Origin of the sequence: Campylobacter sp. 110 (assembly GCF_002383965.1) — a bacterium.
Lineage (GTDB): Bacteria > Campylobacterota > Campylobacteria > Campylobacterales > Campylobacteraceae > Campylobacter_D > Campylobacter_D coli.
On record NZ_NXBD01000060.1, the window covers coordinates 1 to 14,680 of the forward strand.

Genomic DNA, 14,680 nt, shown 5'->3' on the forward strand with positions numbered 1-14,680 from the left:
TGATTCAGCTGCTTTAACGTTTACTTGAGTAACGGTAATGTTGTTTATAGTTGATGTAACTTGATTTTGCACCGAACCAATGTCGGCTCTGATTTGATCAAGATTTGTTATAGCTGTTTCAGCTATATCCATCACAGCCATAGCGCCTTTAAGTGTAGTCACACCTGCTGTTTCATCTTTTACTCCAAAAACACTTGTTTTCATAGTTGCAAACTGAGATAAGTTAGAACCACTTGAAAAACCTGAGCCTGCAGAAACATTATATACCTTAGAAAGTTGCGAAGTAGCTGAAATAGCTATAGCGTTTGCAAAACCTGTAGAATAATTTTTATTGCTACCTACAGAAAAACCTGAACCTGAAGAAAATCCACTTCCTGCGCTACTCATATAAGCGCTAACAGAAGAAAAACCAGCTAATATAATTCCTTTGTTTGCAGAACCAAATCCCATAGCATCAGCGATATTAGCATCAAGCTGTCCTTTTGACTCTCTTAAAGAAACAGAAGTCTGAGAGATAAAATTATTCGCTCCAAAACCTGCAAAAGAAAGACCTGTACCGCTGATTAAAATATCCTTACCATCATTTTTAACTAAAGATAAACGACCATAATTTTCCGTCATATTTGGATTGATAAAAGCACCTCTACCAATACTTCCTTCGATTTTAATCCCTCTACCTTCTCTTGAAGTAAGTAAAAGCTGTCCATTAGCATCGATTGAAGCTTCAACTCCGGTAGTATCTTTAACCGAATTGATTGCAGAAACTAAGGCTCCATTGGCATCACCATCTTTGTAATCTACTTTACCTATAGTTACCCCATTGATAGCAAAAGTATCTGAAGTAGATCCTTCTCTAACTGCTGATATACCTCTAGTTTCTACTGTAAAAGTAGCTCTAACACCTGTTTTATCAGCACTTTTATTGATCTCATCTGCTAAGGCTCCAAGTCCTGTTCCAACTGAAGTTGAAATCACAACTTTTTGAAATTTAAAATCATCTATACCATTGTAATTTTTAAGAGTAAATTCCACTTCACCACCAGATGTAATTCTTCCTCCTGTTTCAAAGCGTGTTAAACCTATCTTAGAAGATTGAGTTGCTCCTATAGTAGCTTTTATAGTTTGATTTGAACTAGCACCGATTTGAAATTCTTGATTGATAAAATTTCCACTTAAAAGTTGCTTACCGTTAAATGAAGTAGTATTTGCGATATTGTCAAGTTCTTCCATTAAACGGTTGATATCTGCTTGAAGCATGGTTCTTGTTTTTAGACTTTGTCCATCTTGAGCCGCTTGAGTTGCCTTAGTTTTAATTGTATCTAAGATTTTAAGTTGCTCATCCATAGCCTTATCAGCAGTTTGTAAGATACCTATAGCATCATTACCATTGTTGATAGCTTGACCTAAAGTATTAGCTTGAGATCTTAAACTGTCTGCTATCGCCATCCCTGAAGCATCATCTGCTGCGGAGTTGATTCTAAGACCTGAACTAAGTCTGCTTAAAGAAGCATCTAAACTTTTACTATTTAAATCAGCGTTTGCTTTAGCATTTAAAGCTGCAACATTGGTGTTAATACGAAATCCCATTTTAAATCCTTTTAAAAAATTTCAAGCTCATCCATGAACTTGTTAAATACCATATCGTGCAATCAAAAAAATATTTTATACTTTAGCAATAAAATTTCATACTTTTGACAAAGACTTGTATTTTTGTTCTAACTTTTCTATAAAATAAAGCAACCATTCATCATAAGCTTTGATATAAGCTGTGATGAAATGCGTTTTATCTTGTATATGAAGTTTTAATACATCAGCAATCATTTTTCCACGATAAGCAAAAGCTCCTCTTAAAACTTCATCCTGTATAAACTCATCTGTATCTAAAGAGTGATTAAAATTTTCTATGTTTTGATAGACTTTTTCTAAAAATTCTAAAGGCAAAAGAAAATCTTTACTGAGTATATTTTCTAAAATTTGTTTTAAAGCTAAAGCATCATTTAAAAATCTTTTGGCATTTTCTTGATCTTTTTGTATCTTTTCTTTGAATTTAACTAGGAGTTTATCACTTCTATTTTTAGTTAAACTTTTTGGAATATCAAATTTGGGTTTTTCTTTTGTAAGGAGTTTTTCACAACATTCTTTAAAGGAAAGTTCTTCAGTGAAATTAATCCTTGCTCCACCTTCAGTAGCATTGTAAAATTTAGCTTTTTGATCATTGCAAGCAAAAAGATATTCAAGTTTTATACGATAATCATTCCAGGTTATATGCGTTAAAACTTCTCCTTTACCTGCATAAGCTTGGACTTGTAATGTTGGTACAATTGTTTCTTCGCTAAATTGATCACCATAACTAAAACCTTTTGAGTGTGAATTTCCTTCTTCATCAAAGGCTAAATCTTGTCCTATCATGATGATATTTTTAAATCCTAAAGCCAAAGCTAAAGTATAAGAAAAATGACTCACATGGGTGCCTGTATCTATATAACCAAAGTCATTAAGATTGAAGCGTTGATAAAGGGCTTTATTTCTTAAAACAATCATACAATTTTCAGCATTTAAACTACGCACAACATTAGGATGTGTAGCACACTCAAGAGCGATAATGCTTTGTTTTAAATTTTCTTTATTTTGAAAAAATTTTATTGGCCAATCACTATAGTCTAAATTCGTAACATAATCAGGCACTATGCCTTCTTTCTCAAGCATACTTAAAGCCCCATCAGCACAAAATATCACTGCTTTATCTTGATAAGCTTTAAGTAAAGGAAGTTGTTTAGTAAGAGAAGGTCCTGCAGAAACTACTATAGCATTTTCGAATTTGTTTTTTCTTTCACTTAAGATTCTTTGAAAAGGAATGCTTTCAAGCATAGAAGGGATGTTTTGTAAAAACTGTCCATGTGTTAGCAAAGGTAAAAAACAAGTAATATCTGCATTCCTTATTGCTACACTTGCACTTTTAATACAAAGTTCATTTAAAGATAAAATAGAAGTTTCATAGTATTTAAGATAATAATGCGAGCTAATAAACATTTCATATAAACTTAAATACTCTAAAATACTTTGCTGATCAAAAATCATAGCAATTTGAATTTCTAAATCCTTTGCAACACAGTCAAATAATACAATCTTATAAACTTTCAACTCTTCACTCAAATCTATCGTACTTAAAGCTAGAATAAAAAGTTCTATTTCACTTTCAAATACAAAAAGATGTTTATAGTGTTTGGCTAAGTTTTTAATAAGCAAGGCATTGCCTATACCATAAATACATATAAAAGGATATCTTAAAGTTTTTTCTAAAATACTTTGATAGAAAAAATTTATTTCTTCTTCTAAGTTTTCATACATGAAAACATTATGAGTTTTATCATAGATATTTAAATTTTCATCTATATTAAAACGAGAACAAGTTTTATTTTGTATGAAATTTAAAAGTTTATTTCCTAAGGGTTCATTGACTCCACTTAATAAAGCTTGTATGTTTTTTTCTAGCAAATTCATGGAAGTTCCTTAAAAGAATCGATGATAATATTTATTCTTTGCTCTAATTTTTCCATAAAATAAAGCAACCATTCATCATAAGCCTTGATATAAGCTGTGATGAAACTAGCATGATCTAAAATATTTTCTTTATAAACTAAACTTATCTTAAGTCCTCGCTCATACATCACTGCTTTTAAAATACCATCCTGTATAAACTCATCTTCATCTAAAGAGTGATTGAAATTTTCTATGTTTTGATATACTTTTTCTAAAAATTCTAAAGGCAAAATAAAATCTTTACTGAGTATATTTTCTAAAATTTGTTTTAAAGCTAAAGCATCATTTAAAAATCTTTTGGCATTTTCTTGATCTTTTTGTATTTTTTCTTTGAATTTAACTAGGAGTTTATCACTTCTATTTTTAGTTAAACTTTTTGGAAGTTCAAATTTAGGTTTTTCTTTTGTAAGGAGTTTTTCACAACATTCTTTAAAGGAAAGTTCTTCAGTAAAATTAATCCTTGCTCCACCTTCAGTAGCATTGTAAAATTTAGCCTTTTGATCATTGCAAGCAAAAAGATATTCAAGTTTTATACGATAATCATTCCAAGTAATATGAGTTAAAACTTCTCCTTTACCTGCATAGGCGGGGACTTGTAAAGTAGGCACAGTTTTTTCTCCGCTAAATTGCTCGCCATAACTAAAACCTTTTGAGTGTGAATTTCCTTTTTCATCAAAGGCTAAATCCTGTCCTATCATGATGATATTTTTAAATCCTAAAGCTAAAGCTAAAGTATAAGAGAAATGACTCACATGAGTACCTGTATCGATATAACCAAAGTCGTTAAGATTGAAGCGTTGGTATAAAGGATCATCTCTTAAAATCACACTTTTATTATCTAGTGAATAAACCAAACTAGGATGCGTGGCGCATGAAAGCATATTTAAAGAAGTTTTATTTTCTTTATTTTGAAAAAATTTCATTGTTAGATCAGTAAAATCTAAATTCGTAACATAATCAGGCACGATGCCTTCTTTTTCAAGCATGCTTAAAGCCCCATCCGCACAAAAAATCACTACTTTATCTTGATAAGCTTTAAGCAAAGGAAGTTGTTTGGCAAGAGAAGGTCCTGCAGAAACGACTATAGCATTTTCAAATTGGTTTTTTCTTTGGCTTAAGATTCTTTGAAAAGGAATGCTTTCAAGCATAGAAGGGATGTTTTGTAAAAGATGAGAATAACACTCAAAACCGATGTTTAAATTAGAAATTAAATTTCTTACTATGACTTCTATATTTTTCTCGCAAAGCTCATCTGCTCTATGCCAAATATCCTCATAAAACTTTTTGTAATAAACATTATTTACAAACATTTCATACAAACTTAAGTACTCAAACATATCTTTCATATCAAAAAGTATAAGCAGTTGAATATCTACTCTTTCTTCTTCGATATCCACAAGATAAATTTTTCCACTACAAAGCTCTTCACTCAAATCTATCGTGCTTAAAGCCAAGATAAAAAGTTCTATTTCACTTTCAAATACAAAAAGATGTTTATAGTGTTTGGATAAATTTTTAATCAGTAAAGCATTGCCTATACCATAAATACATATAAAAGGATATCTATGAGTTTTTTCTAAAATACTTTGATAGAAAAAATTTATTTCTTCTTCTAAGTTTTCATACATGAAAACATTATGAGTTTTATCATAGATATTTAAATTTTCATCTATATTAAAACGAGAACAAGTTTTATTTTGTATGAAATTTAAAAGTTTATTTCCTAAGGGTTCATTGACTCCACTTAATAAAGCTTGTATGTTTTTTTCTAGTATGGTCATTGGGTTTCCTTAAAATTTATCTATTTTTAGTGATATTTTGTCATCTTTTTCGCTAAATTGATACAACAAATCTTCACAAGGATAAGAGATACATTTTTCTTTACAATCTTTTTTTGGATTTTGTTTTATTTTTTCTAGCATTAAAGGAAATTCTTTAGAAATCAAAGTTTTCATAGACATTCCCATACCGTGTTCTAAACTTTTGATAAATTTGCCATCAATTTGATCTGGATTTTTTATCATATAAAGCTCTGTGTCAAATCCAAATTGTTTTAAATATTTATAAAGTTCTAATTTTTCATCAGGTGGAGCTATTTCTTTATCATAAAAAGAATGATAGCTTGTATAATATGGTTTTGGATAGCTACTCTGAATTTCAAGATGCTTTGGTTCTAAGATATATCTTATCATTCTTCTTGGCACTGAAAAAAAATTATTTAAACTAGAATTACTTGTCCAAAAAGTTTTATCAGAGCAATAAGTAAAAATATGTTTAAAAAAATTAGCTGTTCCAAAACAATAATATCTCATAAAATCAATTTCTTTTCCAAATCCTACAAGACGCCAAAGAAATTTAGCATAACTTGAGTTATCTATAACTCCATCTATAAGCCAAGGCGCAATCTTAGCTGCTAAATGTGCCAAATACCCACCATGAGAACTACCTATCATAATAACTGGTATACCCCCCCCATAGTATCAAAAGGAGCATGTTTTTTAAGATAAAGTGCGACATTTAAAAGATCTTGAGCTTGCATGATCCCAAAATTTTGATATTCGTTTTTTGTTGGTTGCAAACTTAGATGAATGCTTAATTTAAAATTTGGATTAATTAATTTTTGGTTTTTTTGTTCTTCTAAGATGTGATCAACTTCTTTGAGTGTTGAGCTTAATTCTTCTAAAGAATTTAACTTATCTAAATTAACTTGTATATTTAAAGCTTCACAACTTGTTTTTAAAATAAGTTTGTCTATATCATCCATAAAAAAGCTTGATCCAGTTTGCGGGCGATTTCCTATACAATGATAATTCACACTAGCTACAGCTGCATTATACTCACCAGCCACAAATTCAGCCAAGTGTTCACGGTAATTTTCATCCGCATCTCCACCAAGCCCAGGGATGATAAACACTAAAGCTTTTATTTCTTTTTCATCATCAAAACAAAGCTTAAATTCAAGCTTTGATTCTCTTTTTATACCAAGTTCTACATCATCACAAGAGTCGATCTCATAAGTTTTACTCACTATCATTACATTCCCCCTATTAAAAGATAAGTTTTACTCGCTAGGTTTTTAAAATTTTCATTCTTACTTAAAATCACACAAGCTTTATTACTAGAAGAGCTTGTAAAGTCTATATTTTCTAAATCTTCATGGCTTTGATTGGCTGCGTTAATGATAGCATTTTTACTTACTTCATTGCTTGAAATTCCCATGAGTATAAAATCAGCTTTATTTATAAAAACAAGTTTTAAGCATTCTTTATCATCGCCTACGCGAAAATTTACTTCTTTTATACCGTTAAAATTACTAAGATCAACATTTTCAATCCCGCTTACATTACTCATCGTTTTTATAGAGCTTAAATGATCATTTTTTAAAGTATAAATGCTTATATCATTGATCAAAGTTTTAAGGTTGTTTAAAGACTTGCTAACTTCAGCTTCATCCTTACTTGAACTCATTTTTGGCAAAGCAATAGCGGCTAAAATTCCCAAAATAACGATCACAAAAACAAGTTCTAATATAGTAAAAGCTTTTTTCATCTATATCCTTGAAAAATTTTTATTTTTAGGGCTTAAAATATCTTCTTCTACACTTATAAATTCCTTTTTTTCATAAGCATCAACTGCGGCTCTTGCTATCATCAAAGCATTATCAGAGCAGAATTTTAAAGGAGCTAGTTTTAAATTTGCATTATATTTTTGACATAAATTTTGCAAACGCGAACGCAAGTTAAGATTTGCACTAGCTCCACCTACAACGCCAAAATTTTTAAATTTATAAAGATTAAAAATTTTTTCTAATTTATCCATGATATGATCACAAGCTGTATTTTCAAAGGCATAAGCTATTTCTGCTTTTGTGTCTTCATTTAAATTTTCATGTTTTAAAATTTCCAAACGCACTGCATTTTTAAGCCCTGAAAAACTGAAAGCGAGTTCTTTAGAATGCTTTAAAGGTGTGTTAAAAGAGATATTTTTAAGTTTGGCATTTTTTGCTAAATTTTCTATAAGTACTCCGCCAGGATAGCCCAAATTCATCATCTTAGCTACCTTATCAAAACTTTCGCCAAAGCTATCATCATTGGTCCTTGCTAAAATTTCTATTTTTCCATCTTCCTTAAGATAAAGAACCTTAGTATGCCCACCACTTACAAGCAAAATTCCCATATCAAGATAAATTGGCTCTTCCAAAAAAAGACTATAAATATGGCCTTTAAGATGATTGATAGCCATTAAAGGCAAATTAAGACTAAGCGCTAAAGTCTTTGCCATACTTATGCCACTAAGCAAAGAAACACTAAGTCCAGGTTCATTTGTCACAGCTATGGCACAGAGTTTATCAAAATACCCCTTGCATTGCTCAAGTATCCTTGGCAAGGCTTCACTATGAAGTCTTGCTGCAAGCTCGGGCACTACTCCGCCATAAACATTGTGCTCCATTTCTTGAGAAATTTTTTTATGAAATTTACATTCTAATGTATTTTTATCAATGATAGCTATAGAACTATCATCACAAGAACTTTCTATAGCTAAAATAAGATTTTTCATTCAAATTCCACTAAAATAGAACCTAAGAATTTATCTTTTGATCTTGCCATTTTAAGAGTATTTAAATCCAAATTTTTAGCATTTTTGATCAACTTGCTATTGATATTTGCCTCTAAAAGTTGTTGCAAATTTGCCCCTCTTAACTCATAAAATTCCACTCTATAAATTTTACCTGCCATATCTAAAGAATAAGGCTTTTGCATATTTTTTTTAGAAACTAACATATTGCTTTCATCTCTGCCATGATCAAAACCTATGATATTTACACGCACACCTTTAATCCTTGGCACAAGAAAATTTTCTTTAACTTGAAGTTTTGTTCCAAAATTAACTATAGTTTCATTGCCATCTACTTGTAGAGTTACTTTATCAAAAGGATTGCTAAATTCAAGATATTCAGGATAAAGTCTTGTTTGAAATCGGTTGCCATATTGGATATAAAAAGAATTATTTTCAGCTATAACTGCAGTAAGCTCATTGCTAGTATTATAATTTAACTCCTTATTAACAGGAAAAGGTACATAATTGATAACTTGTCTTGGATTTTTTAAAGAAAGTAAAATTTTATCATCAAAAAGCTTGACTTCAAGCTCTTGATTAATGGCTTTATCAACACCTTGTGGGGTAAGTTCAAAAGTTCTAGTAAATTCAATTCCTGCTGTTTTGAGATAGTTTTCAATAGCCAAAAGATGATAATAAGCCCTTAAATTTACAGGCAAATTTTTACTCGCCTCGTTGGCAAAAGCGGCTTTGCGATTGGATATAACAAAATATGTTAAAGCTTTTAGCATTTCAGCATCACCAAGCTCTTGAGTTTTAGTATTTTTAAGATGATAAGCATGTTTTGGATCAACCAAGGAAGCATTGACACTATTTACAGTTTGAGTGGCTATGCTTTCAAGATCAGGATATTTACTAGCATTGATTTCATTTGTATCAATCACACTTGAATTTCCCCAACGCTTAGGATTTTGCATCGCATCGATATAAGTGGGTTTATAAAAACCCCAACCATCGTGAAGATTGATCACCATGCTAACTTCAGGAAGTAAAATAAGCTCTTTAATGCGTTTAACTGTTTGATAATCAGGATCTTTTGGACTTATGCTTGCAAATTTGCGATTTAAATCTCCATTTTTCCCGCGTGAGCGTTTAATAATGCTATCAAAAGCTAAATTAGGAGCAACTATGATTTTACCCTTAGTGATATTATAATCACTCAAAAGTAAGCTTGCCGCATGAAATCCACCAGGCTCATCGCCTTGAATTCCTCCAAAAATCAAAACCGTATTGTTATCATCTAAGCTTTTTCCATTCTCTCCCACGCTAAATTCTAAATCTAGAGCAAAAAGTCCGCTTATAAAAAAAATAATCGATATAAAAAATTTCATTTCATTCCCCTTAAATACTCTCTTGTTTTATAATCATACTCAAAAACCTCATCAATACTTGAAATTTTAGGCACACCAAAATGATCCAATGCTTTAAAAACAATATGAGCGATATCTAAAAATTGTATTTTATGATCTAAAAAATTTTGCACTCCAATTTCGTTAGCAGCATTGATAATCACGCCTAAATCAGGATTGTTTAAAAGCTCGTCTTTGAGTTTAAAAATAGGATATTTTTTCGTGCTGATTTTATAAAATTTTAAACCAGAAAGTTTAACAAAATCAACCGGCTCTAAAATTTTACTATCATGCTTAGAAAAAATAGCCTCTGATATAGATAGTTTCATATCAGCCCTTGAAAAATACGCCGTACTTGCACCATTTTTAAACTCACACATGGCATGGACTAAAGATTTTGGTTCGATGAGAGCATCGATATTTTTAAAATTATACAAATGATAAGCTTCGATGATTTCAAAAAGTTTATTTGCCATTGTTGCACTATCTATCGTGATCTTTGAGCCCATATTCCAATTTGGATGCTTTAGAGCATCTTTGACACTCACATAACTTAAATCTTTAATTTTGTGTTTATAAAAAGCTCCGCCACTTGCGGTAACATAAAGCTTTACTATGTCTTTTTTACCCTCAAGTAAAAATTTTAAAGCCGAATGCTCACTATCTACGGGTAAAAATTTCGCACCTTTTAGAAATTTTCCAGCAACGACCAAGCTTTCTTTATTTGCCAAGGCGATTTTTTTGCCAAGTTCCTTTGCTTTTAAAGTGCTTTTTAACCCTGCAAAACCCACAATGGCATTGAGCAACAAATCATCTTCACACAAGCTTAAAATTTCTTCTAAGCCCTCTTGTCCTACAAAAACTTTATCGTGTTTTACTAAATGCTTATCCTTAGAGTTTTTAATCGCTACAAATTGGGGTTTAAATTGTTCTATTTGCTCATTTAAAAGACTTATATTTTCCCCGCAAGCAAGAGCAGAAATCTTGATATTTTTTAAAGTGGCAAGTTTTAGGGCATTAAGCCCTATACTTCCTGTACTTCCAAAAACTATCATAAAAGAGCAACCATCACAAAAGCAGCGATAATCACCGCATCAATTCTATCTAAAATTCCACCATGCCCTGGTATAAGATCTCCACTATCCTTTACACCCGCTTCTCTTTTAAAATAACTCTCAAGCAAATCACCAATGACTGCAAAAAATGCTACAAAAAATGAGCAAAGCAAAGAAAGATAAAAACTATAAACAAAAATTCCTATCAAAGTGCCCAAAATACTCGCACAAACAAGACCACCTATAACGCCTTCTAGGGTTTTGTTAGGACTGGTTTGTGAAAAAGGAGTTTTTCCCAAAAGCTTGCCTATAAAATAAGCCGCACTATCGCAAATCGCAACAATAGCAATCAACCAAAACAAAGCAAACATTCCATTATCTAAATACACCTGCCAAAGCGCTAATACAGGCAAACTCGGATAAAGATAAAGCAAAACAGCTTTTAAGCTAGGAGCTTTTTTGTATACAAGATAGCCCAATACCAAAAGCGCTGCTAAAGCACCAAAAGCCAAAGGATTTTCACTAATAGTTCCCAATATAAAGGCTAAGGCTAAAGGGATAATGCTTACATTTTCTAAATGAAATAATTTTTTTGCCTCATTAAAAGCTAGATACAATATAAACGCAAAAACAATAAAATTGATAATAAACTGATCGATTAAAGCAATGAGTATCACTGCTATAGCCATCACTACGCCCCAAATAATTCTTGCTGCATTAAACATTTTTTTCCTTATATACTGATATCTATATGATGAATACTTTGTGCATTTTTAAAGCTGGCTTCTTCTGTTTGCTCTTCTAAGTTTTCATCCTTATCATCTTTTTTCGCTTCTTGTTTTTGTTTTTTCTTTTTTTCTTCTTGCTCGGCTTTTTCTTTGATCTCTTCTTTGATTTCATGAGTTTCATTGACTTTTTCAAGCTTGTTTAAGGCTTTTTCTTTTTCATTAAAAGCTGTCATATTTAATGAAGCCGCAAAACCTTCTTTTGCAAGCTCATTACTCGTTTGAGTGGCAGGATAAGCCATATTTTGATTAACAAAATTCATATTTCCTATTGGGCTAACTGGCATTTTTAATCCTTTGTGATATTAATACTTTTAAAATTTGTATATTTTACAAACGCCTTTTGCTGAACCTTAACAAAATTCTTTAAAGTATAATCGACCCAATATGAACCTTTCTTTAATCCTGAAAAATTCACGCAAAGCCTTGCGCTAAATTCTATCACTTCTTCGCTGATTTTTTGCTTGTTTGAAATAATTAAAACATGAGAACTTGGAATATCTCTTACATGCAGCCACAAATCATCTTTTTTTGCGCTCTTTAGCAAATTTTCATTGCCTTTTTCATTTTTGCCTACGCAAATTTTAAACTCATTAAAATAAAAATTAGCTATGCCATTATCTTGCTTGTTTTCTTGATTTTTCTTGGTGCTTTTTTTAGGCAATAAAATTTCAAGCTCAAATTCATTTTTAGCCTTGCTTAACATTTCTTTTAAGCCATAAGCAAACTCTAATTTTTCTTTTAAATTTTCTCTTTGTAAATTTAAATTTCTAGCTTTTTGTTCTAATTTTTTAGCATTTTTATACAATAAATTAGCGCTTTCTTTTGGACTTAAATCGAGTTTAAATTTTACTTTTTTTCCTTCAAAATCATCAAGTTCAAATTCTCTTTCGTATTCTTTTAAAATGCTTAAATTAGCAAATAAAATATCCGCTTGCTTTCTTAAATTTAAAGCTTGATCTAATAAAACTTCTTCTTTGTCTAAAGCAAGATAAAGCTCTTTTAAATTTTCTATTTTTTTATCGATTTGAGCGAGTTTGAGTGTTTGAATTTGCTTGATTTTATTTGCATGTAAAATTTCAAATTTTTGAGTAAAATAATCTTTAAAATTTTTTATTTCTTCAAATTTTTCATCCATTTTATAAGGCTTTAAAGACTCTAAAATCACATTAGGTTTTACAACACGATAACTTTTATCAATATGCCTTAAAGCCTCTATGATCAAATCTTTTTCATCTGTAATAATTACATTGGTATTTTTACCTGTAAATTCAAAATAAATCTTGCTTTCATAGCTCTTATAAGCTTTATCTACCTTAACACTAAAACACAAAATGCGATTATCTTGAAGCAATTTCACCTCTTTGATAAAAGCATTATTAAAGTATTTTTTTAGCATAAAATCAAAAGGAGCGTTATAGTTTTTACTCATTAATTTTGCAGTATAAATAGCACTCATTCCACGAGTTAAATCAAAAATAAATCTTTCTCTATTAAAGCTTAGCTCTAAAATATTATCATTAACACGCTTGATAAAATCGATTTTTTTAAATTGGGAAAAAAAATTTTGTAATTGCATAAGTTCTGTGTATTTCATAAAAGAGATTATAAGATATTTTTGATGAATTTATGATAGAATTGAAATAAAAAAGGAAATTTTTGAAACTTGAAAATTTAAATTGCGTGATTTTATGCGGTGGTAAATCAAGTCGTATGGGAGAGGATAAAAGCAAATTGATTTTTAAAAATCAAACCTTAACCCAATTTCAAGTAGAAAAATTTTCAAAAATATTTAAAAATGTTTATGTGAGTGCTAAAGAGGACAAATTTGGAGCAAAATTTAAACTCATAAAAGATTGCCCTGAATTTGAGATTTATTCCCCCATGCTTGCACTTTATTCTATACTTTCAAATTTTAAAGATGAATTTGTTTTTATTTTAAGCGTGGATAGTCCTAATCTAAGTGATAAAGAACTTTTAAAGTTCTTGCCTTCTTTAAAGCAAGACTATCAAATCATCATTGCCAAAACTCCTTCACATAAACATCCTTTATGCGGATTTTATCACAGCTCTGTAGCTCACTTTTGTAAAGAATTGCTAGAAAAAAATGAACAAAAAATCGCTTTATTATTTTCTAAAGCAAAGACCCACTTTGTAGATTTTGAGGATGAAAGTCCTTTTTTAAATCTTAATTTTTATCAAGAATATGAGCAATTTAAAAGCGAGTACGAGTGAAAAAAATTCTTTTTTTGATATTTTTTTATAGTTTGGTATTTTGCGATGATTTTGAACAAGCTTTAGAATTTGAGAAAAAAGGACAATATAAAAAAGCTATGCAAATTTATAAAAAACTAGCCTTGCAAAATTCTCCTAAACAAGATTTAAAAGAAAATAATGCTTCTTTACTTTCAAGCATAAAGCACGAAACACAAAATACCCAAAAAACACCTAGCACAAAAGAGGATTTTTCGCGCATTGCTTTGGCAAATTATTTAGGAGAAAATTCAAGTTTTAATCCCCTTGGAATCAGCTCATATAAGATGAATTATTTCCTACCTTTTGCTTATAGTTTTGGCTCATTAGGCGGGGAAAATAGAAAAACTGAAATGAAATTTCAACTCAGTATTAAAAAAAGATTATTTGAAGATTTGTTAGGATTAGGTGAAAAATATTATGTAGGCTACACTCAAACATCTTGGTGGCAAAACTATAAACATTCCTCACCCTTTAGAGAAACAAATTATCAACCTGAATTTTTTGTAGATATTCCTTTGCATTTTGAAGATTATAAATTTCTTAATAATCTAAGAGTAGGAATTTTGCATGAAAGCAATGGCAAAGGAGATGAGAATTTAGAATCACGCTCTTGGAATAGAATTTATGCTTCAAGCGTGTTTTTATATCAGCGTTTTTTATTTGTTCCTAGAATTTGGTATAGAATTCCTGAAAACAGCGAAGATGATGATAATCCTGAAATCACACATTATATGGGAAATTTTGATATCAATATAGGGTATTTAGGAAATGATTATTTTATAAATCTCATGCTAAGAAATAATCTTGATTTTCATGACAATAAAGGCGCTGTGCAAGTGGATATAGGATATGATATTTTTGATAATGGAATTTATTGGTATTTACAATACTTCAATGGCTATGGAGAAAGCCTTATAGATTACAACAAACGCTTACAAAGACTTTCTACGGGATTTTTGATTTCATATTAAATTTAATTTTCTTTTTTGTAGATTAAATTAAAACAATCAATTGAGATTTTATAAATTTTTATAGTTTTTTAAATTATTTTATTTTAAAATACGATTTTATTTTTGAT

At 30.2% G+C, this 14,680-nt stretch carries 14 protein-coding genes; 2 read left to right on the top strand and 12 right to left on the bottom strand.

Annotation, left to right across the window (positions count from 1 at the left end; translation table 11 throughout):
- The 12 genes from BGS43_RS09260 to BGS43_RS09310 all read right to left on the bottom strand — a co-directional run.
- On the bottom strand, positions 1–1,587 hold a 1,587-nt coding region (locus tag BGS43_RS09260), incomplete at its 3' end, for a flagellin A (RefSeq protein WP_096569521.1).
- A gap of 96 nt (positions 1,588–1,683) precedes the next feature.
- Positions 1,684–3,501: a motility associated factor glycosyltransferase family protein gene (locus BGS43_RS09265; protein ID WP_096569524.1), complete on the bottom strand. Its 1,818-nt coding sequence runs from the start codon at positions 3,499–3,501 to the stop codon at positions 1,684–1,686.
- Positions 3,498–5,321, bottom strand: coding sequence for a motility associated factor glycosyltransferase family protein (locus BGS43_RS09270; protein WP_096569527.1), 1,824 nt, complete (start codon positions 5,319–5,321; stop codon positions 3,498–3,500). Before BGS43_RS09270 ends, BGS43_RS09265 begins: the two co-directional genes overlap by 4 nt.
- Positions 5,322–5,330: 9 nt before the next feature.
- Positions 5,331–5,993 carry a DUF2920 family protein gene (locus tag BGS43_RS10275; protein WP_374220170.1) on the bottom strand — a complete coding sequence of 221 codons (663 nt, stop codon included), beginning with the start codon at positions 5,991–5,993 and terminating at the stop codon, positions 5,331–5,333.
- The gene (locus tag BGS43_RS10280) at positions 5,990–6,574 is read right to left on the bottom strand and encodes a DUF2920 family protein (protein ID WP_374220171.1); all 585 of its coding nucleotides are present in this window, start codon (positions 6,572–6,574) and stop codon (positions 5,990–5,992) included. The genes BGS43_RS10275 and BGS43_RS10280 overlap by 4 nt, the downstream gene beginning before the upstream one ends.
- Positions 6,574–7,089, bottom strand: coding sequence for a type II secretion system protein (locus BGS43_RS09280; protein WP_096569530.1), 516 nt, complete (start codon positions 7,087–7,089; stop codon positions 6,574–6,576). The genes BGS43_RS10280 and BGS43_RS09280 overlap by 1 nt, the downstream gene beginning before the upstream one ends.
- Complete coding sequence (gene tsaD / locus BGS43_RS09285) at positions 7,090–8,097, bottom strand: tRNA (adenosine(37)-N6)-threonylcarbamoyltransferase complex transferase subunit TsaD (protein WP_096569533.1); 1,008 nt, start codon at positions 8,095–8,097, stop codon at positions 7,090–7,092.
- A complete protein-coding gene (locus BGS43_RS09290; RefSeq protein ID WP_096569536.1) occupies positions 8,094–9,488 on the bottom strand; it encodes a M99 family carboxypeptidase catalytic domain-containing protein in 1,395 nt (464 codons plus the stop codon). Before BGS43_RS09290 ends, tsaD begins: the two co-directional genes overlap by 4 nt.
- Positions 9,485–10,561: a 1-deoxy-D-xylulose-5-phosphate reductoisomerase gene (gene dxr / locus BGS43_RS09295; protein ID WP_061474947.1), complete on the bottom strand. Its 1,077-nt coding sequence runs from the start codon at positions 10,559–10,561 to the stop codon at positions 9,485–9,487. Before dxr ends, BGS43_RS09290 begins: the two co-directional genes overlap by 4 nt.
- Positions 10,558–11,286 (bottom strand): phosphatidate cytidylyltransferase, encoded by a 729-nt coding sequence (locus BGS43_RS09300; protein WP_044600576.1) that lies wholly within the window; start codon positions 11,284–11,286, stop codon positions 10,558–10,560. Before BGS43_RS09300 ends, dxr begins: the two co-directional genes overlap by 4 nt.
- An 8-nt stretch (positions 11,287–11,294) precedes the next feature.
- Positions 11,295–11,633, bottom strand: coding sequence for a hypothetical protein (locus BGS43_RS09305; RefSeq protein WP_002825237.1), 339 nt, complete (start codon positions 11,631–11,633; stop codon positions 11,295–11,297).
- A 2-nt stretch (positions 11,634–11,635) separates the two neighbouring features.
- A complete protein-coding gene (locus tag BGS43_RS09310; RefSeq protein WP_002843157.1) occupies positions 11,636–12,943 on the bottom strand; it encodes an NFACT family protein in 1,308 nt (435 codons plus the stop codon).
- Positions 12,944–13,005: 62 nt separating this feature from the next.
- Here BGS43_RS09310 and BGS43_RS09315 point away from each other — a divergent pair, with 62 nt between their 5' ends.
- Together BGS43_RS09315 and BGS43_RS09320 are read left to right on the top strand one after the other, a co-directional pair.
- Positions 13,006–13,581, top strand: coding sequence for a molybdenum cofactor guanylyltransferase (locus BGS43_RS09315; protein WP_002780540.1), 576 nt, complete (start codon positions 13,006–13,008; stop codon positions 13,579–13,581).
- A gap of 98 nt (positions 13,582–13,679) precedes the next feature.
- The gene (locus tag BGS43_RS09320; RefSeq protein ID WP_225847699.1) at positions 13,680–14,573 is read left to right on the top strand and encodes a phospholipase A; all 894 of its coding nucleotides are present in this window, start codon (positions 13,680–13,682) and stop codon (positions 14,571–14,573) included.
- Positions 14,574–14,680 lie beyond the last annotated feature (107 nt).